Source organism: Nevskia sp., from assembly GCF_023266035.1.
Lineage (GTDB): Bacteria > Pseudomonadota > Gammaproteobacteria > Nevskiales > Nevskiaceae > Nevskia.
The window spans coordinates 1-25,473 of sequence record NZ_JAHFRY010000025.1 but is presented as its reverse complement, the minus strand read 5'-3'; the positions used below and the strand labels follow the sequence as shown (position 1 = coordinate 25,473).

26 protein-coding genes are annotated in these 25,473 nt (G+C 65.1%); 17 read left to right on the top strand and 9 right to left on the bottom strand.

Annotated features, from left to right (window positions below):
• The 3 genes from fdhF to Q0D45_RS05615 all read left to right on the top strand — a co-directional run.
• Positions 1 to 2,366 (top strand): formate dehydrogenase subunit alpha (gene fdhF, locus Q0D45_RS05625; RefSeq protein WP_293389660.1); only part of this gene is annotated, 2,366 nt, incomplete at its 5' end.
• An 88-nt stretch (positions 2,367 to 2,454) separates the two neighbouring features.
• Positions 2,455 to 3,258 carry a formate dehydrogenase accessory sulfurtransferase FdhD gene (gene fdhD, locus Q0D45_RS05620; protein ID WP_293389657.1) on the top strand — a complete coding sequence of 268 codons (804 nt, stop codon included), beginning with the start codon at positions 2,455 to 2,457 and terminating at the stop codon, positions 3,256 to 3,258.
• Positions 3,255 to 3,473 carry a formate dehydrogenase subunit delta gene (locus tag Q0D45_RS05615; protein WP_293389654.1) on the top strand — a complete coding sequence of 73 codons (219 nt, stop codon included), beginning with the start codon at positions 3,255 to 3,257 and terminating at the stop codon, positions 3,471 to 3,473. Before fdhD ends, Q0D45_RS05615 begins: the two co-directional genes overlap by 4 nt.
• 67 nt (positions 3,474 to 3,540) lie before the next feature.
• On the opposite strand, the gene moaB is transcribed toward Q0D45_RS05615, so the two are convergent.
• Both moaB and Q0D45_RS05605 read right to left on the bottom strand, forming a co-directional pair.
• Positions 3,541 to 4,080 carry a molybdenum cofactor biosynthesis protein B gene (moaB, locus tag Q0D45_RS05610; protein ID WP_293389652.1) on the bottom strand — a complete coding sequence of 180 codons (540 nt, stop codon included), beginning with the start codon at positions 4,078 to 4,080 and terminating at the stop codon, positions 3,541 to 3,543.
• A gap of 22 nt (positions 4,081 to 4,102) precedes the next feature.
• On the bottom strand, positions 4,103 to 6,721 hold the full coding sequence (locus Q0D45_RS05605; protein WP_293389649.1) for an MMPL family transporter: 2,619 nt from the start codon (positions 6,719 to 6,721) through the stop codon (positions 4,103 to 4,105).
• 100 nt (positions 6,722 to 6,821) lie between these two features.
• Between Q0D45_RS05605 and Q0D45_RS05600 the strand changes: the two genes are divergently transcribed.
• A complete protein-coding gene (locus tag Q0D45_RS05600) occupies positions 6,822 to 7,448 on the top strand; it encodes an ABC transporter substrate-binding protein (RefSeq protein WP_293389646.1) in 627 nt (208 codons plus the stop codon).
• Between the two features lie 13 nt (positions 7,449 to 7,461).
• Here the strand turns inward: Q0D45_RS05600 and Q0D45_RS05595 are convergent, their stop codons facing one another.
• Positions 7,462 to 7,902, bottom strand: a complete 441-nt coding sequence (locus Q0D45_RS05595; RefSeq protein ID WP_293389643.1) for a hypothetical protein — start codon at positions 7,900 to 7,902, stop codon at positions 7,462 to 7,464.
• Between the two features lie 184 nt (positions 7,903 to 8,086).
• Here Q0D45_RS05595 and Q0D45_RS05590 point away from each other — a divergent pair, with 184 nt between their 5' ends.
• The gene (locus tag Q0D45_RS05590; protein ID WP_293389640.1) at positions 8,087 to 8,704 is read left to right on the top strand and encodes a TetR/AcrR family transcriptional regulator; all 618 of its coding nucleotides are present in this window, start codon (positions 8,087 to 8,089) and stop codon (positions 8,702 to 8,704) included.
• A 10-nt stretch (positions 8,705 to 8,714) separates the two neighbouring features.
• Here the strand turns inward: Q0D45_RS05590 and ald are convergent, their stop codons facing one another.
• Complete coding sequence (gene ald / locus Q0D45_RS05585) at positions 8,715 to 9,854, bottom strand: alanine dehydrogenase (RefSeq protein ID WP_293389637.1); 1,140 nt, start codon at positions 9,852 to 9,854, stop codon at positions 8,715 to 8,717.
• A 130-nt stretch (positions 9,855 to 9,984) separates the two neighbouring features.
• On the opposite strand from ald, the gene Q0D45_RS05580 reads away from it, so the two are divergent.
• The 11 genes from Q0D45_RS05580 to Q0D45_RS05530 all read left to right on the top strand — a co-directional run bounded on the left by Q0D45_RS05580 (position 9,985) and on the right by Q0D45_RS05530 (position 20,857).
• Entirely contained in the window at positions 9,985 to 10,347 is a 363-nt protein-coding gene (locus tag Q0D45_RS05580) for a hypothetical protein (protein WP_293389634.1), read from the top strand.
• 5 nt (positions 10,348 to 10,352) lie between these two features.
• A complete protein-coding gene (gene epsC, locus Q0D45_RS05575) occupies positions 10,353 to 11,300 on the top strand; it encodes a serine O-acetyltransferase EpsC (protein ID WP_293389631.1) in 948 nt (315 codons plus the stop codon).
• 41 nt (positions 11,301 to 11,341) lie between these two features.
• Complete coding sequence (locus tag Q0D45_RS05570; protein ID WP_293389628.1) at positions 11,342 to 11,713, top strand: SET domain-containing protein-lysine N-methyltransferase; 372 nt, start codon at positions 11,342 to 11,344, stop codon at positions 11,711 to 11,713.
• Between the two features lie 98 nt (positions 11,714 to 11,811).
• Positions 11,812 to 12,315, top strand: a complete 504-nt coding sequence (locus tag Q0D45_RS05565) for a (2Fe-2S)-binding protein (protein WP_293389625.1) — start codon at positions 11,812 to 11,814, stop codon at positions 12,313 to 12,315.
• Positions 12,312 to 14,585, top strand: coding sequence for a molybdopterin cofactor-binding domain-containing protein (locus Q0D45_RS05560; protein WP_293389623.1), 2,274 nt, complete (start codon positions 12,312 to 12,314; stop codon positions 14,583 to 14,585). The genes Q0D45_RS05565 and Q0D45_RS05560 overlap by 4 nt, the downstream gene beginning before the upstream one ends.
• The gene (locus Q0D45_RS05555; RefSeq protein ID WP_293389620.1) at positions 14,582 to 15,886 is read left to right on the top strand and encodes a cytochrome c; all 1,305 of its coding nucleotides are present in this window, start codon (positions 14,582 to 14,584) and stop codon (positions 15,884 to 15,886) included. Before Q0D45_RS05560 ends, Q0D45_RS05555 begins: the two co-directional genes overlap by 4 nt.
• 264 nt (positions 15,887 to 16,150) lie before the next feature.
• Complete coding sequence (locus Q0D45_RS05550) at positions 16,151 to 17,647, top strand: amidohydrolase family protein (protein WP_293389617.1); 1,497 nt, start codon at positions 16,151 to 16,153, stop codon at positions 17,645 to 17,647.
• Positions 17,644 to 18,405 (top strand): glucose 1-dehydrogenase, encoded by a 762-nt coding sequence (locus tag Q0D45_RS05545; protein ID WP_293389614.1) that lies wholly within the window; start codon positions 17,644 to 17,646, stop codon positions 18,403 to 18,405. The genes Q0D45_RS05550 and Q0D45_RS05545 overlap by 4 nt, the downstream gene beginning before the upstream one ends.
• A 28-nt stretch (positions 18,406 to 18,433) precedes the next feature.
• The gene (locus Q0D45_RS05540; RefSeq protein ID WP_293389611.1) at positions 18,434 to 18,835 is read left to right on the top strand and encodes a nuclear transport factor 2 family protein; all 402 of its coding nucleotides are present in this window, start codon (positions 18,434 to 18,436) and stop codon (positions 18,833 to 18,835) included.
• A gap of 82 nt (positions 18,836 to 18,917) precedes the next feature.
• Positions 18,918 to 20,210 carry a sensor histidine kinase gene (locus Q0D45_RS05535; RefSeq protein ID WP_293389608.1) on the top strand — a complete coding sequence of 431 codons (1,293 nt, stop codon included), beginning with the start codon at positions 18,918 to 18,920 and terminating at the stop codon, positions 20,208 to 20,210.
• Positions 20,207 to 20,857, top strand: coding sequence for a response regulator transcription factor (locus Q0D45_RS05530; protein ID WP_293389605.1), 651 nt, complete (start codon positions 20,207 to 20,209; stop codon positions 20,855 to 20,857). The genes Q0D45_RS05535 and Q0D45_RS05530 overlap by 4 nt, the downstream gene beginning before the upstream one ends.
• Before the next feature lie 2 nt (positions 20,858 to 20,859).
• On the opposite strand, the gene Q0D45_RS05525 is transcribed toward Q0D45_RS05530, so the two are convergent.
• The 5 genes from Q0D45_RS05525 to Q0D45_RS05505 form a co-directional block, all read right to left on the bottom strand.
• Positions 20,860 to 21,558, bottom strand: coding sequence for a molybdopterin-dependent oxidoreductase (locus tag Q0D45_RS05525; RefSeq protein WP_293389602.1), 699 nt, complete (start codon positions 21,556 to 21,558; stop codon positions 20,860 to 20,862).
• 2 nt (positions 21,559 to 21,560) lie between these two features.
• Positions 21,561 to 22,349, bottom strand: coding sequence for an enoyl-CoA hydratase-related protein (locus tag Q0D45_RS05520; RefSeq protein WP_293389599.1), 789 nt, complete (start codon positions 22,347 to 22,349; stop codon positions 21,561 to 21,563).
• A 29-nt stretch (positions 22,350 to 22,378) separates the two neighbouring features.
• Positions 22,379 to 23,176, bottom strand: a complete 798-nt coding sequence (locus Q0D45_RS05515) for a hypothetical protein (RefSeq protein WP_293389596.1) — start codon at positions 23,174 to 23,176, stop codon at positions 22,379 to 22,381.
• A 52-nt stretch (positions 23,177 to 23,228) separates the two neighbouring features.
• Positions 23,229 to 23,981: an NAD(P)H-dependent oxidoreductase gene (locus Q0D45_RS05510; RefSeq protein ID WP_293389593.1), complete on the bottom strand. Its 753-nt coding sequence runs from the start codon at positions 23,979 to 23,981 to the stop codon at positions 23,229 to 23,231.
• 174 nt (positions 23,982 to 24,155) lie between these two features.
• Entirely contained in the window at positions 24,156 to 24,872 is a 717-nt protein-coding gene (locus Q0D45_RS05505) for a Crp/Fnr family transcriptional regulator (protein ID WP_293389590.1), read from the bottom strand.
• Between the two features lie 149 nt (positions 24,873 to 25,021).
• Here Q0D45_RS05505 and Q0D45_RS05500 point away from each other — a divergent pair.
• Positions 25,022 to 25,473: amidase family protein (locus Q0D45_RS05500; protein WP_293389587.1), on the top strand; the 452-nt coding region annotated here is incomplete at its 3' end.

Below are 25,473 nucleotides of genomic sequence, written 5' to 3'. Positions count from 1 at the left end.
GCATCGTCTGCTCGCGCTGCGTGCGCGCCTGCGACGAGCAGCAGGGCACCCTGGCGCTGACCATCTCCGGCCGCGGCTTCGAGTCGATGGTGTCCCCGAGCCAGAGCGACAGCTTCATGGAATCGGAGTGCGTGTCCTGCGGCGCCTGCGTGGCCGCCTGCCCGACCGCGACCCTGAGCGAGAAATCGCTGATCGCCAAGGGCCAGGCCGAGCACAGCGTGATCACCACCTGCGCCTACTGCGGCGTCGGCTGCTCGTTCCGCGCCGAGATGAAGGGCGAAGACATCGTCCGCATGGTGCCGAACAAGGATGGCCACGCGAATCACGGCCACTCCTGCGTCAAGGGCCGCTTCGCGATCGGCTATGCGACGCATACCGATCGGATCACCAAGCCGATGATCCGCGCGAAGATTTCCGATCCCTGGCGCGAAGTGTCCTGGGACGAAGCAATCGGCCACGCCGCAAGCGAGTTCAAGCGCATCCAGGCGAAGTACGGCAAGAGTTCGGTCGGCGCGATCACTTCGAGCCGCTGCACCAACGAAGAGGTGTACGTGGTCCAGAAGATGGTCCGCGCCGCGTTCGGCAACAACAACGTCGATACCTGCGCCCGCGTCTGCCACTCGCCGACCGGCTATGGCCTGAAGCAGACCATCGGCGAATCGGCCGGTACCCAGACCTTCGATTCAGTGATGCAGAGCGACATCATCGTCGTCATCGGCGCCAACCCGACCGATGGCCATCCGGTGTTCGCCTCGCAGATGAAGCGCCGCCTGCGCGAAGGCGCGCGACTGATCGTTGCCGACCCGCGCGGCATCGATCTGGTGCGCACGCCGCACATCGAAGCCGACTACCACCTGAAGCTGATGCCGGGCACCAATGTCGCCCTGATCAACTCGCTGGCGCACGTGATCGTCAGCGAGGGCCTGGTGAAGGAAGATTTCGTCGCCGAGCGCTGCGATATCGAATCGTTCAACAAGTGGCGCGTGTTCGTCGCCGAAAGCCGCAACTCGCCGGAAGCGATGGAAGCGATCACCGGCGTGCCGGCAGCGATGGTTCGCGGCGCCGCACGGCTGTATGCGACCGGCGGCAACGGCGCGATCTATTACGGCCTCGGCGTCACCGAACACAGCCAGGGTTCGACGATGGTGATCGGCATCGCCAACCTGGCGATGGCTACCGGCAACGTCGGCCGCGAAGGTGTGGGCATCAACCCGCTGCGTGGCCAGAACAATGTGCAGGGCTCCTGCGACATGGGCAGCTTCCCGCACGAGTTCCCCGGCTACCGGCATGTGTCGGACTCGACGGCCCGCGCCCAGTTCGAGGCTGAGTGGAAGGTGCCGTTGTCCAACGAACCGGGCCTGCGCATTCCGAACATGTTCGAGGCTTCGCTCGATGGCGAATTCCTCGGCCTGTACGTGCATGGCGAGGACATCGCGCAAAGCGATCCGAACACCCAGCACGTCACTGCAGCCTTGAGCGCGATGGAGTGCGTCGTGGTTCAGGACCTGTTCCTGAACGAGACCGCGAAGTTCGCTCACGTCTTCCTGCCCGGTTCGTCGTTCCTCGAGAAGGACGGCACCTTCACCAATGCCGAGCGGCGCATCTCGCCAGTGCGGCAGGTGATGCGGCCGAAGTCCGGCGTCGGCGAATGGCAGGCGACGCAGATGCTCGCCAATGCGCTCGGCTATCCGATGAACTACCAGAGCTCGGCCGAAATCATGGACGAGATCGCGCGCCTGACGCCGACCTTCCATGGCGTCTCGTTCAAGAAGCTCGATGAGATCGGCAGCGTCCAGTGGCCGTGCAACGACGAAGCGCCGCTCGGCACGCCGACCATGCACATCGACGAATTCGTCCGTGGCAAGGGCCGCTTCCTGCTCACCGAATACGTGCCGACGCACGAGAAGGTCAACGGCAAGTTCCCGCTGATCCTGACCACCGGCCGCATCCTCAGCCAGTACAACGTCGGCGCGCAGACGCGGCGCACCTCGAACAGCGAATGGCATAGCGAAGACGTGTTCGAGATCCATCCGCACGATGCCGATGAGCGGGGCGTCAAGAACGGTGATTGGGTCGGCATCGAAAGCCGTTCCGGCAACACCGTGCTCAGAGCCCGAGTCACCGATCGCGTGCAGCCAGGTGTCGTCTACACGACTTTCCACCATCCGTTCAGCGGCGCCAACGTGATCACCACCGACAACTCGGACTGGGCGACCAACTGCCCCGAGTTCAAGGTCACCGCTGTGCAGGTGACGAGAGTCAGCCAGCCCAGCGAATGGCAGCGCCGCTACCGCGAGTTCAGCGACAACCAGCAGCAACTGCTGAAGCAGGCCAGCGATGCCGGTCATGTCGCGATCGCCAAGTAAGTCTTCGCCAGCCCCTGGTCCGGGGCCTGGTTCTGAGTCTGGCTCGTCGCCCGATCGGGCGACGGGCTATGCCCTGCTGCCGGTACACGTGCAGCGCGATGGCACAGCCCGCGATACGCAGGACTACGTGGCCGAAGAAGTGCCCGTCGCGCTGATCGTCAACGGCCAGCCGCACGTGGTGATGATGGCGACCCCCGGCGATCTCGAGGATTTCGCGCTCGGTTTTTCCTTGAGCGAAGCGATCGTCGCGTCGGCCAATGATGTCGAATCGCTGACCGTGAACGCACTCGACAACGGCTACGAGATCGGCCTGCGCATTCCGGCCGAACGTGCGGCGCTGCTTGCCGATCGCCGCCGCAACCTGGTCGGCCGCAGCGGTTGCGGACTGTGCGGCTCGGAAACCATCGCCGAAGCAATGCGCCCGGCGCCGCACGTACCGGCCGGTTTGCCGATCAGCACCGCGGCGCTGCATCGCGCGCTGCATGAGCTGCGCGAGCGGCAGCCGATCAACGCCGTCACCGGCGCCACCCATGCCGCGGCCTGGGCCGATGCCGCCGGCAAGCTGCTGCTGGTGCGCGAAGACGTGGGCCGCCACAACGCGCTCGACAAGCTGATCGGCGCGATGAGCCGCGCCCACATCGACAGCGCACGCGGCTTCGCGGTGATCACTTCACGCGCCAGCTACGAGATGGTGTTGAAGGCGGCGACCGTCGGCATGCCGCTGCTGGCAGCGATCTCCGCACCGACCGCCCTCGCCGTGCGCATGGCCGAGGAAGCCGGCCTGAGCCTGATCGGCTATGCGCGCGGCGGCAACCACGTGATCTATGCCTGCCCGGCGCGTCTTAGCGACACTGCGCCGCTGCCCACCCCTACCGAAACCGTCTCCGCATGAATCCCCAGAACCTGAGCGAGATGGCGAACAACATCGCCGACTTCTTCGCCGCCGAACCGAATCACGCCGAAGCCGTGGGCGGCGTCGCCAACCACATCGACAAATTCTGGGAGCCGCGCATGCAGAAGCAGTTGCGCGCCTGCATCGCCAAGGGCGAGGAGCCGGTGCATCCGCTGGTGATCGAAGCGATGCAGAAGCTCAGCCTCCCTGCGTAGGGCGGGCCACGCCCGCCGCTTCGGAGAGGTTCAGCTGCGATGCCCGGCGGCCACGGGCCGCCCTACTTCAGTCCCGATTCGACGGCCGCTTCGGCGCTGGCTGATCCGGCGATTCCTTCATCCGCGGAATGATGTCGACCAGATTGCATGGCCGCGTCGACGTATTCAGCTGCAGGCCGATGATCTTGTCCCAGGCGAGCTCACAGGCACCGCGCGAGCCCGGCAGGCAGAACACCAGCCGGCCATTCGCCGAGCCGGCAAACGCGCGGGACTGGATCGCCGAGGTGCCGACATCGGCATACGACAGCATCCGGAACAGTTCGCCGAAGCCATCGGTGATGCGATCGAGCAGCGGCCGCACCGCTTCCGGCACCAGGTCACGGCCGGTCAGTCCGGTGCCGCCGGTGATGATGATCACGTCGACGGTCTCGTCGATCAGCCAGTTCGAAAGCTGGGCACGTATGCCGTAGCGGTCGTCGCTCTTGATCAGCCGCGCCGCAAGGCGATGACCATCGGCGGCGATGCGCTCGACCAGCAGATTCCCGGACTTGTCGTCATCGAGCGTGCGGGTGTCGGAAACGGTCAGGACAGCGATGCCAAGGCTCATGCGGAGTTCCTTCTGTTCGATTTCACTTGGCCAGATGCCGCCAGCGCAGCGCCAGCAGACTCGGCAGCAGGACCAGCGCGCAGAGCAGGGTCATGCCGAGGCCGAGGGTCAGCAGCAAGCCCATGCTGACCATGCCCGGATGCTTGGCGAAGGCCAGATTGCCGAAGTTGACCATGGTGATCAGCGCGCCGAACAGCACGGCGCGCGCGGTGCCGGTCTTCAGCAGCGAACCATCGGCAGCCGCGCGGCCACGCTGGACGAGATAGACACCGTAATCGACGCCGACGCCGAGAATCAGCGGCAGCGCGATCACGTTGGCGAAGTTGAACGGCACGCCGGCCAGCACCGACGCGGCCACGGTCAGCAGCCCGGCCATGACCAGCGGGATCAGTACCAGCAGGGTGTCGATCACCGAGCGCAGCAGCACCAGCAGCAGCAAGGTGATGACGATCGCCGAATAGGCGAACGCCTTCTGGAACGCTTCGACCACCGACTTGCCGGCTTCGGCCTGCGTCGACGGGCCGCCGGTGGCGGTCGGCGCGACGGATTGCACGGCGGCGATGAATGCCGCTTCGTCCTTGGGGTTGTCGAGCACGGCGCTGGGCATCGCCTGCACGCGATACAGGCCGTCGGCACTCTTCCAGCGATCGATCAGCGAAGGCGGCAAGTCCGCAGCGGTGACCGCGCTCGCTTTCAGCGCTTCCTTCAGGCCGGCAAGCCGCGCCGGCAGGCTGCCGAGCAGATTGGCGCGGAGACCGGCGAGCAAGGCTTGCTGTCCGGCTGCATCGCGTTTGCCGTATTCGGCGGCAAAGCCGTCGAGCGCATCCTGCAGCGCTTTCGCGGCTTCAGCCTGCTTGCCGGCCTGGGCCGCGACGTAAGCCGGAAGGCCGACGCGCATCTGCTCGATCAGCGCGTAATCGTCCTCGCGCACGGCGGGTTCACTTGGCGCCGGCGCGTCGGTCAGCTGCGGACCCAGCGCGAAGCGCAGGTCTTCGAGGATCGCCAGCTTCTCTTCCTGATCGACCGGCACGAAGCTGTTCAGGCTCATCGCCCGCTTGACCTCGGGCAGCTTGCCCAGCGCTTCGGCGAGCCGGGTCGCCGTGTCCTGATCGGGAACCAGCGCGGACAGGGTCAGGGTCGGGATTTCCGGATCCTTGAGCAGATCGCGGAAAGTCATGATCGCTTCGGTCTTGGGATCGCGCAGCTTCAGCGGATCGCTGTCGAAGCGCGCACCCGGCACCAAATAGAGCGAGCCGGCCACCAGCACGGCGGAGACGATCCAGATCGGTTTGGCATGCGAGAACGGCCAGGCCAGCAACTTCGACAGGGTGCTGCCGATCGCCGGCGTCCAGGCCAGCTTCTTGGGATCCGGCGCCAGCAGCTGGATCAGGGCCGGCAGCAGGGTGACGGTCACCGCCAAGCTGATGATCATGCCGGCGCCGGAGATGACGCCGAGTTCGGCGATGCCGAGGAAATCCGTCGGAATGAAGGCGAAGAAGCCGAGCGAGCAGGTCATCGCGCAGACCGTCATATAGCCGCCGACATCCGCGGCAGCGACGCCCAGCGCACCTTTCACCGCCAGCCCCTGCCCCAAGCGCTCGCGGTACTGCATGCACAGATACAGCGCGTAATCGAGGCCGAGGCCGATGTAGAGCACGCCGAAAGCAACCGAGATCAGATTCAGATGGCCGACTGCGATCGCCGCGAACGCCGTGGTCAGCAGCAGGCCATAGGCCAGCGACAGGATCGTCGCCAGCATCAGCCGTAGCGAACGCAGCGCGAACCAGAGCAGCACCGCGGAGACCGCCAGCGCCAGGAACAGCGCGATGCCCGCGCCGGAAAACGCGGTCTGGATTTCCTCATGCTCCATGGCGACGGTGCCGGTGAGCCGCACCTTGAGTCCCTTGTCGGCCAGCCCCAGATCGCGGACCGCATCCCGCACGGCCTGCACCGGCAGTTCGGCCGGCAGCAAGCGCTTGAAGTCGAGCTTGGCACCCAGTTCGATGAAGCGCCGCGAGCCCGCGAGTTCGCTGCCGCCGCCACCGACCAGCGCCTGCCAGCTCAAGGGCGCATCGGCACCCTGGGTGCTGCCGGCGACACTGGTGGCGATGCCATTGAAGGCCGGCGACAGGTCGAAATCAGTACCCACCGGCGCGGTCAGCGCGCGGCCGAGCAAGGTGAACAGGCCGCGCAGGCTCGGGTCCTGATCGAGCGCACCGAGAAACGGCTGGGCGGCGGTGATGTCGTCGGCGAGCTTCTGCAGCTTGTCGGCCTCGAAGAACATCAGCCCGTTGCGGCGGAAGTAGGCTTCGGTTTCGGTGGCGAACACTTCGGAAAACACGTCGGTGCGGGGCCGCAGTTTCTCGATCAGCTGAGCCTGAGCGGCATCCATCACTTCCGGAATTCCGCCCTCGATCACCACGACCAGCGTGTGACTGAGCTTCGGAAACTGCCGATCCATCTCGATCTCGGCCTGCCGCCACGGCAGCTCCGGTGCAAGCAGATTCTGAAGATTGGTATCGATACTCAGGTGCTTGGCCGTATACGCGGCAAAGCCCGCGCCGGCCAGCAGCGCCACGATGACCACCAGGACCGCACGACGCTGGGACGCATCGACCAGCGCTGCCAGAAAACGACTCATCCGCCGAAAACCCCTGTGCCAGACTAGACTGCAAACTGAACTTGCGGAGTGGAACCGGGTCGGTATCCGGCACTTGGACACCAACGCCCGCCCCTTTCCCATGAGCCCAATATTGTCGCCGATGCCGAAACGTCTCGTATGGATGCTGTGCCTGCTGCCATCCCTGCTGCTGGCTCGGGCCGCGTTCGCTGCCGGCACGCCGGCCGATACCATCACCACGTTCCACGCGGTGCTGATCGACAACATGAAGAACGGCGCGACGCTGAAATGCAGCGGCCGCAGCGAAAAGATCGGCGCCGCCGTCGATGCCGGTTTCGACCTGCCGTTCCTCGCCCAGCGCGTGCTGCGCCGACAGTGGAAGGATCTCAGCGAGGAACAGCGTGCGACCTTCGTCACGACGTTTCGCGATCTGGTGCTGGCCACTTACGCCAGCCAGTTCGCGCAGTTCGGTGGCGAGAAGTTCGAGACGCTGACCACCAGGGAACTGGCCGACGGCAGCCGTCTGGTCAACGCCAAGCTGACGCCGGGCCGTGGCGCGCCGGTGAACTTCGACTACGTGCTGCGTGAAGGCAACGGCGCCTGGCGCATCGTCAACGTCGTCGCCGATGGCGTCAGTGATCTGGCCCTGCGCTCCAGCCAGTACGACAAGATCTACAAGGCCAACGGCTTCGACGGCCTGATCGTCCAGATCAAGCAGCAGATCGAGGCGAACAAGAAGGGCTGCTGAACGGCGCTGAAACTCAGCCCCAATGAAAGTGGAACGCCGCGTCGGCCGGCTGTGGACCGGGACGATCGGCATCCAGCCAGGCCGTGACGGCCATCAGGCTCAGGCCATCGGCCAGCAGCAAGGTTTTCAGCGCCGCCGCATAAACGTTGCTGCTGGTACTGGCGAATTGCCACAGTCCGAACCAGGCCGCGAGTCCCGAGGCGATCAGCAGGCCTAGCGCCAGCCAGCGAATCACCGACGACAGGAACGCCGAGACCAGCGCGAACAGGCCGAGACCGAGCAATATCGCGCCGTGCTTCAGCGCCAAGGCGGATACCGCTACTGCCGGCAGGCGCGACTGGCCGATCTCGAACGCGAATACATCGGGCGCCGACCAGATTCGTGCACCGAGCAGCATCAGCACCAGACCTGACAGCAACAAGGCCGCAAACGAAATACGTGTCGTGGTTTTCATCGTCCAACCCCCATCCCTTCAACCGCATCGGCCGGATCGCCGGCTCCGTTCAGCTGCTTCCTGGTTTCGCGTTTCCGCGACTTGCCAGTACACTATGGCAATCACCATAATATGGTGACCACCCTACATAATCCTCAGCGACGATGCAAATGCCGTTCGTCAGCTGAAGCAGGAGGAGAACGCAATGGCCAGAACCAGCAATGCCCGGCAGGACGCCGTCGAAGCCGCAGTGCGGCTGTTCCGCACCCAGGGCTATTCGGCGACCGGGCTGACCCAATTACTGGAAGAAAGCGGCGCGCCGAAAGGCTCGTTCTACTTCCACTTTCCCGGTGGCAAGGAACAGCTGGCGCTGGAAGCGCTGACTGCCTTCGGCAGCGAGGTTCGCGGCCGTATCCAGCGGCGTGCAGCCGCAACGGCTCCCGGCGATGAACCGGAGTTCATCCGTGGGCTATTCGCAGCCACGGCGCGTGAACTCGAAGCCAGCGATTACACCGCCGGCTGCGTCGCCTCGAATCTCGGCGGCGAACTGTCTTCGGGCAATCGGACGATTGCCGACGCCGTGAATGGCGCGGTGCAGAGCTGGGTGGAAGCGATCGCCGATGGCGTCGCCGATCGCTTCGAAACTCGCGAGGCTGCGATCACTTACGCCGCCACAGTCATGGCCAGCCTGAGCGGCATGCGAACGATGGCCCGCGCCCAGCGGTCGACGGCGATGTTCGCCGCGATCGCCGATGTATTGGTCGGCAGCCTGCCGCCAGCACCCGCCCATAAATCAAATAAATCGGGGTCAGATACAGATTAATTCGCCGATCTCAATGATCAGAGGCCGCCCACCAAGGCTTCAGCGCGTCCTTGGTCGATTGATACTCGCAGCCCAGCGCTTCAGCCACCGCCTTGTAGGTGACCTGGCCGAGATGCACGTTCAGGCCTTCGCGCAGGTTCGGATCGTCGAGCAGCGCGCGCTTGTAGCCCTTGTCGGCCAGCGCCAGCACGAACGGCAGAGTCGCGTTGGTCAGCGCGAACGTCGAGGTGCGCGCCACACCGCCCGGCATGTTCGCCACGCAGTAATGGACGATGCCTTCCTCGACATAGGTCGGGTTCTGGTGCGTGGTCGCTCGCGAGGTTTCGAAGCAGCCACCCTGATCGATCGCGACATCGACGATCACAGCGCCCGGCTTCATTTCTTTCAGCATCGCCCGGGTCACCAGCTTCGGTGCCGCGGCACCCGGCACCAGCACTGCGCCGATCACCAGATCGGCCTGGGTGACGGCAGTTTCGAGTGCGTCGACGGTCGAGTACAGCGTCGTCAGGCGGCCATCGAACGCGGTATCGAGCCAGGCAAGACGCGGCAGCGAGCGATCGAGGATGGTCACCTTCGCGCCCATGCCGACGGCGATGCGCGCCGCGTTGTAACCGACCACGCCGCCGCCGATCACCACGACATCGGCCGGCGCGACACCGGGCACGCCGCCGAGCAGCACGCCGTTGCCGCCCTGGGCTTTCTCCATCGCGTGAGCGCCGGCCTGGATCGACATGCGACCGGCCACTTCGCTCATCGGCGCCAGCAGCGGCAGGCCGCCACGGCCATCGCTGACCGTCTCGTAAGCGATCGCCACGCAACCGGAAGCCACCAGCGCCTTGGTCTGCTCGGGATCCGGCGCCAGATGCAGATAAGTGAACAGCACCTGACCTTCGCGCAGCATCGCGCACTCGGCGGCCTGTGGCTCCTTGACCTTCACGACCATCTCGGCACGGGCAAAGATTTCCGCCGCACTGTCGACCAGGCTGGCGCCGGCCGCCGTGTAGGCGCTATCGGCAATGCCAATGCCGACACCGGCCGATACCTGCACGATCACCTCGTGACCATGCGCCTTCAACTCGCGGACGCCGGCCGGGGTCAGGCCGACTCGGTACTCATGAACCTTGATTTCTTTCGGGACGCCAATCAGCATGGGACAACTCCTGTGATGGCCGGCAATGACCGAGTCTAGCCCAGCCTCATCGCCAGCAACCCCCGTACCTTTTTCGCGCCTTCTCCGGGCGCTTTGCCCCCCATTCGTGCGTTAAATCATGCGTCAACCCATGCGTCGCAATATCCGCCTGCACGTTGCCCTGCTGTTCGCCGTCGCCGGCCTGGGTCTGAGCCTGTACGGCGGCTATCGCCTGCAGACGATGCCGGTCTACAGCGAAAAGGATCTGGAACTGGCCACCGAGCTGAATCTGAGCCTCGACCTCGCCCGCATTCCGCCCGATCGCCAGCCGCCGGCCGAGGAGCTGCCGAAACTGCGCGAAGGCGTGCGCGCCGAAGTGGAAGCCGACATGAGCCGTGATCGCAACCTGGCCAAATCCTGGCTGCAGACCGGCCTGGTCCTGCTGGCGATGTCGGTGCTGCAGGTGCTGCTGCAGCGCTGGACCGCGCGTTCGCTGGCCCGTACTGACCGATGACGATCATGAGCAACAAGCCGGTAGCGCAGTCGCACTGGAATCTCGATGAAGTGGTCGCCGGCCTGCGTGAGCAGCGGGCCCGCTGGCGCGAGGCGCGTCACCGTAGTCTCGATTCCGGCGGCCGCGAATTCCCGGCTCGCGATGTCATGCAGACGATCATGGATCAGCTCTGCGGCGCCCTTTTCCCGATGCGCCTCGGCCCGGCCGAGCTACGAGCGGAAAGCGAGGACTATTACGTCGGCCACACGCTCGATACCGCCCTCAATGCGCTCTATGACCAGGTGCAGCTGGAACTGAGCTACACCGCACGCCAGCAGGGCCGCGATGTCGCTGAAGTGCCGCAGCAGGCGCGCGACATCACCGACGCCTTCGCGGCCTACCTGCCGATCGCACGCGGCCTGCTCGATACCGATGTCGAAGCCGCCTACGAAGGAGACCCCGCCGCGCGCAGCGTCGACGAGGTGCTGCTCTGCTATCCCGGCGTGATGGCGGTGATCTACCACCGTCTCGCCCACAAGCTCTACAGGCTCGAGGCACCGCTGCTGGCGCGGATCATCGCCGAGCTGTCGCACTCGGCCACCGGCATCGACATCCATCCCGGCGCGCAGATCGGCAGCCGCTTCTTCATCGATCATGGCACTGGCGTGGTGATCGGCGAGACCGCGGTGATCGGCGATCACGTGCGTCTGTATCAAGCGGTGACGCTCGGAGCGAAACGCTTCGCGTCCGCCGAGGACGGCAGCCTGATCAAGGGCCAGCCGCGCCATCCGATCGTCGAAGACGACGTGGTGATCTACGCCGGCGCAACGATTCTCGGCCGGGTCACCATCGGCCGTGGTTCGAGCATCGGCGGCAATGTCTGGCTGACCCGCAGCGTGCCACCCGGCAGCAACATCACCCAGGCACAGTCCGAGCAGCACAGCCCCAGCGCGTCACCGTCACTCGGCTTCTGACGCCTACCCAACGTTTGAGAAACGCAGACTGAGGAGTCCGCATGTTTCTGGTGCCCACCTATCTCGCGCAAAGCCCCATCCATGGCCTCGGCGTGTTCACCCCGGTGGCGATCGCCGCCGGCACCGTGGTCTGGGATCTGAACCCGGACATCGACTGGGCGATCGCGCCGGCCGAACTCGAAGCCTTCCCGGAACCGTTCCGCACCCGCATCCGCCATTACAGCTATCTGAATGTCGACGGCGTCTACATGTTCTGCGGCGACAACGGCAAGTTCATGAACCACGACAAGCTGCCGAACTGCTACGAGGACGACACCCGGACGATCGCCGCGCGGGACATCGCCGCCGGCGAGGAACTGAGCTGCGACTACCGCGCCTTCGAGCACGCGCCCTGGGTGCACCAGCTGAAGTGAGGCGCTGAACGAGGTTGACGAAACCGCACGGCGATTCAATTCACCCGTGTTGGCCTGTTTCAAGCTACGGTAGTCGCAGCCACTTTCCGGAGCCAGCCATGCTTTCGCTACTCGTCAACGATGAATCGCGCGCGGTCGATGTTCCCGGCGACATGCCGCTGCTCTGGGTGCTGCGCGATGTCATCGGGCTGACCGGCACCAAGTTCGGCTGCGGCATCGCCCAATGCGGTGCCTGCACGGTTCATGTCGATGGCCAGCCGATGCGTTCCTGCGTGCTGCCGGTCGGCTCCATCGGCACGCGCGCCATCACCACCATCGAAGCGATCGGCAAGACCGACAGCGGCCAGAAGATCCAGCAGGCCTGGCTCGATATCGATGTCGTGCAATGCGGCTACTGCCAGTCCGGGCAGATCATGTCGGCGACCGCGCTGCTGAAGCACACGGCGAATCCCAGCGACGCCGATATCGACGCCGCGATGTCCGGCAACATCTGCCGCTGCGGCACCTACCCGCGCATCCGGGCGGCGATCAAGCAGGCGGCGACCGGCAAGCATGAAGTGCCGCAGACGACGCTGACCTCCGCACCGGCGAAAGCCTCATGAAGGCCGTCATTGCCGAAACCGCGAGCGCTCAAGCGCTGACCAATCCTGCACGGCGACGCGTGCTGAAGACCGGCGGTCTGGTGATCGCCTTCGTCTTCGTCGGTGGCGTCGGCAAGGCCGCCGCCGCACTCAATGCCCGACGCCAGCCCGGCGACGCCGCCGCTGCTCTGGCCGACGGCAACCCGCCGTTTGCGCCGAACGCCTTCATCCGCATCGATGCCGATGGCAGCGTGCGGCTGGTGATGCCGAGCGTCGAGATGGGCCAGGCGATCTACACCGGCTCGAGCATGATGCTGGCCGAAGAACTCGGCGTCGGTATCGACCAGATCAAGGTCGCCCACGCACCGCCCAGCGAGGAGCTGTACTCGATGCCCCTGCTCGGCGGCCAGATCACCGGCGGCTCGACCAGCACCCGCGGTACCTGGCAGGTGCTGCGCGAAGCCGGTGCCGTCGCCCGGACCATGCTGGTCAGCGCCGCAGCGACGAAGTGGAAAGTCGAGCCTTCGAGCTGCACGGTCGAGCGCGGCGTGGTCTATCACCTGGCGAGCGCTCGCCAGCTCAGCTTCGCGGCGCTGGCCGTCGCCGCCGGCAAACTGCCGATGCCGGACCAGGTGCAGCTCAAGGACCCGAAAGATTTCAAGCTGATCGGCCAGCCGCTGCGGCGCGTCGATTCCGCCGACAAGGTCGTTGGCGCAACCCAGTTCGGGCTCGATGTCCGCGTGCCGGGCATGAAGGTCGCGACGGTCAAGGCCTGCCCGACGCTCAACGGCAAGCTCCGCTCGGTCGACGACAAGGCGGCGCTCGCAATTCCGGGCGTGATCGCCGTGCTGCGCATCGCCGATGCGGTGGCCGTGGTCGGTGAGCATTTCTGGGCGGCGAAGAAAGGCCTCGATGCGCTGAAGATCGAATGGGATCTCGGTAGCAACGCCGGGCTGAGCACGCAGAAGCTCCGCGATGCGCTGGCGAAAAGCTCGCTCGACGGTCCCTCGCTGATCGCCAAGGAAGTCGGCACGCGGCCGGCCGGCAAGCTCGTCGAAGCCACCTACCTGCTGCCGATGCTGGCGCACGCGACGATGGAGCCGCTGAATACCACGGTGCATGTCACGGCCGACCAGTGCGAGATCTGGGTCGGCACGCAAGTCCCTACGCGTGCAGTCGCTGCGGCCGCTCAGATCACCGGGCTGGCGCCGGAAAAGATTGTGCTGCACAACCAGTATCTCGGCGGCGGCTTCGGACGTCGCCTGGAGACTGATTCCGTCGAGCAGGCGGTGATGTTCGCCAAGCAGGTGCCCTACCCGCTCAAGGTGGTCTGGACTCGCGAAGAAGACATCCGCCACGACCGTGTGCGGCCGATGTACCACGACCGCATTTCCGCGGTGCTCGGCGACGACGGCCTGCCTCAGTGGCTTGGCGACCGGACCAGTGGCGGCACCGTGCTCGGCCGCTGGGCGCCCGGTGCGATGCGCAAGAACGGCATCGATGCCGATGCCGTCGAATGCGTCGAGGAAACGCCTTACGCCATTCCCAACACCAAGATCGAATGGGTGCGCCACGACATGCCCGAGGGCCTGGTCGTCGGCTGGTGGCGCGGTGTCGGGCCGACCCACAATCTGTTCGTGCTCGAAAGCTTCATCGACGAACTGGCCGTGGTCGCCAAGCAGAACCCGCTCGACTATCGGCGCGCGATGCTGAAGAACAATCCGCGCTCGCTGGCGGTGCTGAATCTCGCTGCCGAAAAGATCGGCTGGGGCCAGAAGCCGCTGCCGCCGAGAGTCGGCCGCGGCATCGCGCTGGGCGAGCCTTTCGGCAGCCGGGTCTGCGCGATCATCGAAGTCGAGGTGACACCGCAGGGCGAGGTTAAGCTGCTGCGCGCCGTGCTCGCACTCGATTGCGGCATCGCCATCAACACCAGTTCGATCGAAGCGCAGATGCAGGGCGGCCTGGTGTTCGGCCTGAGTGCGGCGCTGTTCAACAAGATCACCATCAAGGACGGTGCGATCGAGCAGAGCAACTTCCACGACTACCGCACGCTGCGTATCCACGAGACGCCGCCGATCGAGCTTTATCGGGTCGAAAGCTCGGAACCTCCGGGCGGCCTCGGTGAAGTCGGCACCGCGATCGCGGCCCCGGCGCTGGCCAATGCGATTTTCGCGGCGACCGGCGTGCGGCTGCACGAACTGCCGGTTGATCGCGCGCTGCTGGTCGAAGATGCCAAGGCGCTGAAGAAAGTCGTCTCCGCCGAGTCGGCGCAGATCCGGAGCGCGTCATGAAACGTCTGCTGACGGTTGTCGTGGTCCTGCTGATCGTCGGCGCTGCCGGCTATGTCCTGCTCAATCGCAGCGATTCCGCCGATGGCCAGGCACCGGCGCTCGCCGGCGTCGCGGCATCGACGGACATCCTGGCGCTCGGCGAATACCTGACCAAGGCCGCCGACTGCGTCGCCTGCCATACCGTGCCGGGCAGCGGCAAGGCCTACGCCGGTGGCCTCGCCTTCAAGCTGCCGTTCGGCACCATCTACTCGACCAACATCACCGCCGATCCCGAGCATGGCATCGGTACCTGGACCGACGATCAGTTCGTGCGGGCCGTGCGCGAAGGCATCCGCAACGATGGCCAGCGCATCTATCCGGCCTTCCCGTACACCTCGTACACACTGCTGAGCCGCGATGATGTGCTGGCGATCAAGGCCTATCTGTTCAGCCTTGCGCCGATCGCTCAGGCCGACAAGCCGAACGAACTCGGCTTCCCGTTCAATCAGCGCTGGGCGATGGGCTTCTGGAACGCGGTGTTCTTCAAGAGCCAGCGTTTCGTCACCGATGAAAAACAATCACCGGAGTGGAACAGCGGCGCCTATCTGGCCACCGCACTCGGACATTGCGGCGAGTGCCACACGCCGAGAAATCTCGGCTTCGGCCTGAAGCACGGCCAGGCACTGGCCGGCGAATCGCTGCAGGGCTGGCGCGCTTACAACATCACCTCGGACAAGGAACACGGCATCGGCGCCTGGAGCGACAGCGAACTCGCCAGCTACCTCGCCAGCGGCCATGCCGACGGCCGTGCCTCGGCCGCCGGGCCGATGGGCGAAGTCGTCGAGTACAGCCTGCAGCACCTCGCCAAGCCGGATGTCGCCGCGCTGGTGACCTATCTGCGCAGCGTGCCGGCTCAGAAGGGCAAGGATCCGATCACCGTCGATCCGCAGCCTGCGCGAGCGCTGGCATCGAGCGCCCTGTTGCCGGGCAAGCGTGATGGCGATGGCGCGCCGTCAGGTGAAAAACTGTTCGCCGGCGCTTGCGCCAGCTGCCATCAGTGGAACGGCAACGGCCAGCAGACCCAGCACGCCGGCCTGCTCGGCAATCGCGGCGTCAACGATGCCGAGGCCCACAACGTCACCCAGATCATCCTGAAAGGGATCGACATGCACGTCGGTGACAAGCACATCTACATGCCCGGCTTCGCAGCCATCTACTCGGATACCGAGATCGCGGAACTGGCGAACTATGTCGTCGCGCAGTTTGGCAACAAGCAGGGCAAGGTCAGCCCGGCCGAGGTTGCCGAACGCCGCGATCAGTAGCAGCCCCTGAGACCACCGGGGCTCGCCGTCACGACGCCCCCCGAATGAGCCGATTCAACCCCTGAGTCGCGTGATACCCGCCGCATCGCCCGCCCAACATGCTTCGTGTCAGGGCGGGCCATGCGGCCGGGCGCCGGCTTTCGTTCCAGCCGCCGTCGTTCAAGCGGCCAATCCAGCCCCGCCCAGGTGCATGAGCCGGTAGCGGGGGTGTTCGCGCCTTCCGTTTCGCCCATGCCGATCGAACGAACGGAGGGGGAGACGCGCATGTGGCTCGATGAACGGCAGATCAAGGAAATAAGCTCGCTGGACGATGGCAAGACCGGCTGGCCGGTGCCGACACAGATGATTTCCAACGGCGAGTTCCTGCCGATCGCGCAGACTGAACAGCAGAAAAGAGTCGAGCACGAACTCGGGCAACTGGCCACCAGTCACAGCCGCAAGCTTGGCGTCAGCCGTCGCGATTTTCTGCGCAGCAGCGTCGGCATGACTGCTGCATTTGCCGCGATGAACACCGTCTTCGGCAGCTACTTCAACGATGCCAACGCCGCTGCGCTCGATCCGGACGTGGCCAACGCGCTGCGCAAGCGCCTGCGCGACCAGACCATCATCGACGTGCAGCTGCACTTCGTCCGTGACGACTACAAGAAGACCATCGTGCTGGCGCTCGGCGAGTACGCCAAGAACTGGAACCCGGTGATGGCCCGGGAGGGCGTCAGCATCGAGCGCTACAAGTTCGATCACTTCCTGAAAGAGGTGTTCTTCGACAGCGACACCACCATCGGCCTGGTCAGTGCCGCGCCGTCCGAGCAGGGCGACAACGTCATCGTCGGCAACGCCGGGCTCGAGCAGGCGCGGCGTCTGGTCAACGAGGCCGCGGGCTCGCGCCGCATGCTCTGCCACAGTGTCATCGCGCCCGGCCAGAAAGGCTGGCTCGAAGAGATCGACAAGGCCATCGAGCTGTACAAGCCGGATGGCTGGAAGGGCTACACGCTCGGTGATCCCTTCGAGAACTCGCAGTACCCGTGGCGCATGGATGACGAGAAGCTGATGTATCCAGCCTACGAGAAGATGATGAAGTCCGGCATCCGCACCGTCTGCGTCCACAAGGGCCTGCTGCCGGACGACTACAAGCGGACCATGACCCACTGGCAGAACGCCATGGTCGACGACGTCGGCAAGGCGGCGAAGGACTGGCCGGGCCTGAAGTTCGTGATCTACCACTCCGGCTTCCGCAACTTCCTGTCGAGCCCGGACCCGGTGCTCGCCGAGTTCGACAAGACCGGCCAGATCGACTGGGTGACCCAGCTCGCCGAAGTGCCGGCGAAGTTCGGCGTCAGCAATGTCTACGCCGAACTGGGCACCACATTCGGCAGCTGCGCGGTCACCCATCCGAAGCTGGCGGCGGCCGTGCTCGGCACGCTGATCAAGGGCATGGGCGCGGATCACGTGGTCTGGGGTACGGACTCGGTCTGGTACGGCTCGCCGCAATGGCAGATCGAAGCGTTCCGGCGCATCGAGATTCCGCAAGCGATGCAGAAGGCGCATGGCTTCGCACCGCTGGGTCCGGCGGATGGCAAGGTCAAGTCGGACATCTTCGCGACCAATGCTGCCGGCGTGTTCAATCTGCACAAGGACATGGCCGCCAAGCCGTGGCGCGGGGATCTGCTGGCCCAGGCCAAGGCCGAATACCTGGCCGCTGGCGGCAAGCCGTCGAACCAGTATTACGGCTTCATCCGCAAATCGAGCGGGCAGAGCTCGTGAATCTCTCGTTCGACAACCGGACCGTGCTGGTCACGGGTGCTGCCTCCGGCATCGGCCGGGCGATTGCACTCGCTGCCGGCCGTTCCGGCGCGAGGCTGATCGTCGGCGATGTCGCCGCAGCGGGCCTCGCTGAAACTGTTTCGCTGCTCGAAGGCAACGGCGCAGCGGTGATTTCGGCGATCTGCGACGTGAGCAAACAGACAGAGCTCGATGTGCTGTTCGCGAAAGGTGCGGCGATGTTCGGCCATCCAGACATCGTCTACGCCAATGCCGGCATCCTCGGCTCGCCGGTGGATGTCTGGGACTGCGCGGAAGCGGACTTCGCACGGGTCATTGACGTCAATCTGATGGGCGCCTTCCGCACCTTCAAGGCGGCGCTGCCGGGGATGGTCAACCGCGGTTCGGGCGTGATCGTCGCCACCGCGTCGGTCGCTGGCCTGATCGGCGCCCCCGGCCTCGCCGCCTATGTCGCCAGCAAGCACGCGGTGATCGGCCTGGTGAAATCGACGGCGCTGAACGTCGCCGACAAGGGCATTCGGGTCAATGCGCTGTGCCCCGGCATGGTCGACACGGCGATGCTCGATGCGCTCGCAGCCGGTCAGCCCGGTTTGCGTGAAGCGCTGATGGTGATGAATCCGATGAAGCGGCTGGCGACGCCGGACGACATCGCCAACGCCGCGATCTGGCTGGCGTCGGACCAATCCAGTTTCGTCACCGGCCACTGCCTGGCCGTTGATGGCGGCTTCATTGCGCAGTAAGCCCCAACAAGCTTCACCGGAGAACTGCATGCCCACCACCATCGACACCAGAGAAGCCTGCGAGAAGCTGGTACGCCACTTCCTCGGCGCCTGGACCGGCCGCAACCTCGAAACGCTGTGCGCCTGCTTCGCGGACCACGCGGTCTACCACAACGTGCCGGTGGCGCCGATCAAGGGCATCGCCGGCATCCGGCAGATCTTCGTCGCCTTTCTCGATGCCTTCGAGACCGCGAGCCTCGACATCATCGCCCTCGCCGCCGAGCCGGGGCTGGTGATCGCCGAGCGCATCGACCTGTTCCTGATGCGCAACGGCACCCGCATCGCGTTGCCGGTGACCGGCGTGTTCGAGATCCGCAACGGCAAGATCACCCGCTTCAGCGACTACTTCGATCTCGCCGATTTCGAGCGGCAAAGCGGCATGAAACTCTAGCTCTGAATATCGTCGAGACCGAGGCCGAAGCAGAACCAACGCGGAGTATGCTGAGCTCTCTCCGCGACTCCGGTGGCTGCCCATGACGAGCTTGTGGTCTGCATCACCCGAAGCGCTGCGGCTAGCTCGCGAGCCGCTCTGGGTCGCAGCCGGGCAGGACGAACAGCGCCTGCGCCGCGCCGAGAAGGACATCCGCTGGCTGCGCAACATCGGCCTGGTCGGCTGGTTCATCGTGCTGCGTGGCCACGGCTACGCGCTGGGGCTGACACCGGTCTGGGCGGTGTACACGGCCGGCGTCGTCTACGGCATCTGGGCGCATTTCGAAGCTGCGCGCACCCGCAACATCCGCCGCACGGCAGTGATCACCACGTTCAGCGATCCGCTGCTCGCCGGCATGATCTGCCTGGTCACCGGCGGCATCGACTCGATCCTCTACCCGTTCTTCTACTTCACGCAGATGTCGGTGGCGATCCGCTTCGGCGTCTGGGAATCGCTCGGCATCGCCTGCTTCAACTGCTTCGTGACCGTGCTGATCTTCTTCGCCGAGCCGCAGTACAGCAGCCTGTACGGCGGCGACGCCGGCCGCGAAACCACCTTGATGCTGACCACCAAGTTCTTCCTGCTCGGCTTCGCGGGATTCATGGGCGCGATCCTCGCCGAGTGGGCGCGCGAGCACGCCAGCCTGATCCTCGAGCACGCGCGCACGCTGCGCGAATCCGGCGACCGCTACCAGGCCGTGCTGCGCCGCTTCGCCCAGGTGCAGGAGGAGGAGCGGCGCAACATCTCCGGCGAACTGCACGACCGCATGAGCGGCCATCTGTTCGGCCTGCGCCACGGTCTGGAGCAATGCATGGCCGGGCTCGATGACCGCGAAGCGCTGCGGAAAAAACTCGGCGAGCTGGAAGTCACCGTGCGCGCCTGCACGCACGACGTGCGCTCGATCATGAACGAGCTGCGGCCGACGGTGCTCGACGAACTGGGCTTTTACGAAGCCGCCAGCGAACACCTCGCCCGCCACTCCGAGATTGCCGCCTACCGCCTGAATTGCCGCATCGATCCAAGGCTGCGCGACTGGCGCTCGCGGCAGGACGCGATGCTGTTCCGGCTGTTGCAGGAAGCGCTGCTGAACATCCAGAAGCACGCACAGGCAAGCTCTGTCGAAGTGGTGCTCGAACCTCAGGGCAGCGACGAAGTGCTGCTGAGCATCACCGACGATGGCTTGGGCTTCGATCCCGACAAGATTCCGATCGGCCACTACGGCCTGATGACCATGCGCGAACGCGCCGAGGCCGCAGGCGGACGGTTGAGGGTCGAGGCCGGCAACGGGCGGCGTGGCACCCGCATCGAAGTGCGCCTGCCGAGAACCGAATCGTGAACGGCCAGACCCATGTCTTCCTGATCGACGATCACCACGTGCTGCGGCAGGCCATCGCCCGCATGCTCGATCAGGAAACCGACATCACCGTGGTCGGCCAGGCCGGCGACGCGCAGAGCGGCATCGCCATGATGGAGACGCTGCTGCCCTATCCGGAGATCATCGTCATCGACCTCAAGATGCCCGGCCAGAGCGGCATGAGCGCGATCGCCGAAATCATGGCCGCGCATCCGGAAACGAAAATCATCGTTTTCACGATGTACGACAACCCCGGTTATGTCTGGAGCACGATGAACGCCGGCGCCCGCGGCTATCTGCTCAAGAGCGCCTCCGGTAGCGATCTGCTGCGCGCCGTGCGCTCGGTCGCCCACGGCGGTGCCTACCTGCAAGCCGAGATCACCATGCCGCTGCTCAAGCGTCTGGTGCAGGACGCTCGCACCGCCGACGACCGCGGCGCGCTGTCAGTGCGCGAGATGCACATCCTCGAAGCGCTGGCCGACGGCCTGAGCAACAAGATGATCGCCAAAACGCTGTCGATCACTGAGGAAACGGTGAAGTCCCATCTCAAGAAGATCTACGAGAAGCTGGGCGCGGCGGATCGGGCGCATGCGGTGGCGATCGCCCTGCGGCAGCAACTGATCGGCTGAATTCAGCGCGCCTGCTTGCGCCGATACGTCGCCAGCGCCCGGGCGAAAACGTAGACGTTGAGCGGAATGAGGAGGCGGTACAGGTAGCGCAGGATCTGCCCTGGAAACAGGCGTCCGCGCTCCTCGAAGGCGACTCGAGCCCGTGGATGATCCATGAACGTGGGATACGGAAGCGGAAAGCGGTATGCTCGACGATCGCGCCAGAATTCGATCGCGACCAGATGCTTGACGTTCTTGTAGCCGTAGTGCGCCGGCGCAATCAGACGCAGCGGCGCGCCATGCTCGAGGCCGAGGCTCTGGCCATCGAGACGATCGGCCAGCATCACGTCATCCCGCAGCAGATCTTCCAGCGGCAGGCAGCTGCAGTAACCGTCTTCACCCCGGAGGACGACGAACTCGGCTTCTGCCAGGGGGCGCGCCTCGGCCATGACGATCTGCCGATAGAAATCGGCGAAGCGCCAGCCGCTCCAGCGCGCGCCGCGGATCGACCAGGTGGTGACGCAGTGGAAATCGCTCTGCTGCTCGATCCTCGGCAAGGCCAGCAGTAGTTGCGCCTCGATGTTCAGCTTGCACTCGACATCACCGGCGACCTGCACGCGGATGCGGTCCGGCTCGGCGGGAAAGCGCCGCGCGAACTTGCCGAGACCGAAGCGCGGGAATTGCGGCCGCTCGATCTGGCCTGGCGGTAGCGGTATCGACATCTCTAGCGACCGGTAAAGCGCGGCTTGCGCTTCTCGTTGAATGCGGCCAGACCTTCACGCGCGTCCTCGGTGGAGGCGACCCGCGACAGAGCCTGTGCTTCCATTTCCAGCTGCGTTTCCAGCGGCTGGTCCTGCACCGACAGCAGCAGACGGCGCACTTCGCCGTAAGCCTTGGTCGGCCCGGCAGCGAACTTGAGCGCGATCGCTTCGGCCTGCGTCAGCAACTCATCGGTGGGCACCACTTCGTCGACCAGACCGGCAGCAAGCGCGGCCTGCGCATCGAGCACCTGATTGCGCAGCAGGAAGTTGCGGGCGCGGGCTAGACCCATGCGCCGCGAGAACATCACCGTGGCGCTGGCGTCGGTGCTGTAGCCGATGCCGGTGTAGGCAGCGACCCAGCGCGCGTTGTCGGCACTGACCACGACATCGCAGCCCGCGGCAAACGCGGCCGAACCGCCGGCGCAGACGCCCTGCACGGCGGCCACCATCGGCGCATCCATCCGCTGCAAGCGGGCGATGGCGCTATGGATCGTCGCGGTCATCCGCTTGATTTCGGATGGCAGCTGATCGCCCTGGGCGACGAAGTGCGCGATGTCACCGCCGAAGCCGAAGTTCTTGCCTTCGGCCGTGACCAGCACCACTCGCACATCGCTGCGGCAGGACAGTTCGATGGCGCGGTCGCACATTTCGTCACAGAGCCGGCGGTTGATCGGGTTGCCGTGCTCGGGATCAGTGAAGCGCAGGCGCGCGATGCCGTTCTCGACGGTCAGTGCAGTAGCAGTCGTGGACATGGTCTGGGGAATGGTGGTGGTGATGAGGGTCAGGCAACGGCGCCAGGTCTGATGCGGCCGGCACTGAGCAGAAGCAGATGCCGCGCCGCGAAGACGAAGCCGAGCCCGACCAGGACACTGATCGCCGCGGCCGGTTGGGTCTGATCGTAGCCGGCACCATCGCGATAGAGCACGACGGCGGCCGGAAGACTCACGGGCCCGTAGGCCGCAATGGCCGCAAATGGCGCCGCCAGCGCGGTGAACCAGCGCGCCGCGCCTTTCAGATGATCGAGACAGTACGAGGCTGCAACGGCCCAGGCGTAGACCGCCGAGATGTTGGTCAGCGCCACCCAGAGCGGCAGGCCGGCAACTTCGAAGGGGTTGTAGTCGAAGAAGAACCAGACACCGAAATGGATCGCCAGCGCTTCGGCACCCCAGAGCAACAGGAAGATGCCGGCGAAGTCGAGCCAGTAGCGCGTCGCCGAAACGCCGTTCGAAGCACGCCAGATCAGGAACGCAGCGGTCGGCGCGAAGTACAGGATGTAGAAGAACAGCAGCTGCCAGGGCACCGTCACGTCCAGCCCGGTGAGCAGCACATAGGCCCCGACCGCAGGATGGTGGGCCTTGACCATGAAGCAGGCGAACGGCTCCATCAGGATGGTCAGCGAAGCCGCCACCAGCATGATCAGCCAGCGGTCGTTGCGCCTGGCCGAGAACGCCTGCCAGAACGCGTAGAGATAGAGCAAGGCCACCAGGGTCGCGGTCACGCCGGTGACGATGTCCTGCGCCAGCGCCGGCATCACCGCATCCAGCGGCCGCGCCTCGATACCCAGATATTGGCTGCCCATGATCTCTCCTCGTTTCTGGTTATTGTTTTAGTCCTGCCTTTACCGCTTCGACTCAGCGCCTGCGGGCCTCGCAAGGCTGATGCGCGAAGGTTCTCGGCTCGACACCCGCCTTGAGCTTCCAGTCTTCGCCAAATTCCTCGACGGCGTGCAGCGGCAGGATCGGCACCTGATCGAGATGCTTCAAGCGCTCGCCAAGTGCTGCAAGGTAACCGGCACGCGCCTGATCATCCTCGTAGCGAACCGACCAGGTCACAAATGGCTCCAGCACCTCGAAGCCGACATAGGCCAAGGTGCCGTACTGCAGATGCCACAGGATGGCGTCGAGATGGCCCATCACCCCGCCCTCGGCGACCATGCCCGGGAAGCAGCCGGTGGTCGTCGACACCATCGCCCGCTTGCCGCGCATGCCGCCCTTGTTGAAGCGGCCGAACTGGCCGTACATGAGGCCGTTGGCGAACACCCGATCGAACCAGCCCTTCATGATCGCCGGCACCGAATACCACCAGAGCGGGAACTGCAGGATCAGCAGGTCGCACCACTGGACCTTGTCGATCTCGGCAGCGATGTCATCGCTGAAGCTGCCGGCCGCCACCGCAGCCTTCTGCTCGCGGTCGTACTGCAGATGGCCTTCGAAGCGGCGGGCCTTGAAGTCCGCCTCCGACGCGACCGGATTGAATCCCATCGCGTAGAGATCCGAGACCTGCACCTCGTGACCCTCGGCCGTCAGCGTCTCCAACGCCGTGCGCAGCAGCGCTCCGTTGAAGGAGGTGGGTTGCGAATGGGCGTAGACGATCAGGACTTTCATGCGGATGGCGGATGGCGACCCGAGGAGCGATGTGCAGTGGCCTGGCGTTCGCCTCACAACCGCTGGGTCGCGTCATGATCCGAAGCCTGCACGGGTGGACTCGCAGATTAGCGTCGGAGCGGCAAAGGAATCTGTCGTCTGCGCGACAATCGCCGGTCGCCGGCCCCACGTTGATCAGTCGCGATAGACCGCGACCGGTTCATCGACGTCCACCAGATATCCATAGCGACTGCGCAAGACTTCAAGGCCAAGCAGCCTCACACCGCCGTAGCTGGCTTCGAGCAATCCCTCGCGCTCCAACTCCTTGAGCACCCGGTTCAGCGCCTGCCGGCCGCCGGCCAGCAATTTTCCGAGCTCCTCCTGCGGCAAGGCGATGGTCACTTCGCCGGACTGCAGACCATGCGAGAGCGCCTGCATGTACAGCGTCTTGATCACCCGCTCCTTGAGCGTCAGCACATCCCGGTCGACGCTGAAGTGATAGAGGATGCTGAACCGCTGGCTGAGCACCCGCAGCAGTTCCTCGGCGATCTGCGGATAGCGCCCCATCAGCTCCAGCAGCGCGGTGCGCGCCAGCGAACGTACGCGTACCGGTGTCAATGCGGTGACATCGGCATTGGCCGGCAGACCGGAAAAGATCTCCGACAGCGAGACCCATCCTCCGCCCCGAATCAGCGCAATGACCGTCTCCCGACCCTCGCGGCTGGTCGATGACACCTTGACCTCTCCGCTGAGGATCTGGTGCAAATGATCGCTGGGCTGACCCTGAGCCATGACCCGAGCACCCTTGCACAGATCCAGGTAGCAGCTGGCTGCATCGATGGCGGCGCGGGCCTCAGGCGGTAGTGTGTCGTAGAAATTGTGCGGGGCAGAAAGCGGAATCATGGGCGTCATCGTAGCTTGCCGCCGACCTTCCTTCGGCGTTGTTCGTCGCTCGACAATCTGCTCCTGAACACACCTTGAACAGCGAAGGCATACCCGGAGTAGGGTCACAGGGACGATTTCTCGTCTCAGTGGACATGCCCACTCGACGGATCGCCCCCATGCGCCCACGCCACCCGCTGTCGATCACCTGTGCCTGCTGGTTGATCGTTGCTGCCGCGATCACGCCGACCACTGCAATGGCAGAATTCGCCGTCGAAGAAGCGACGATCGAGCAGATTCACGCGGCCTATCTCAGCGGCAAGACCACGGCGCATGAGGTGACCGCGGCCTATCTCGCACGCATCGAGGCCTACGATCAGCAGGGGCCGATGCTGAACGCCATCATCACGGTCAACCAGCAGGCGCTGGCTCAGGCCGATGCGCTCGATGCCAGGTTCAAGGCCACCGGCAAGCTCAGCGGACCACTGCACGGCATTCCGTTCGTCGCCAAGGACAATATCGACACCGGCGATCTGCCGACCTCGGGTGGCTCGGCCTCGCTGGCGGACTTTCAGCCGCAACGCGATGGCACTTCGATCGAACGCATCCGCAAGGCCGGCGGCATCCTGAT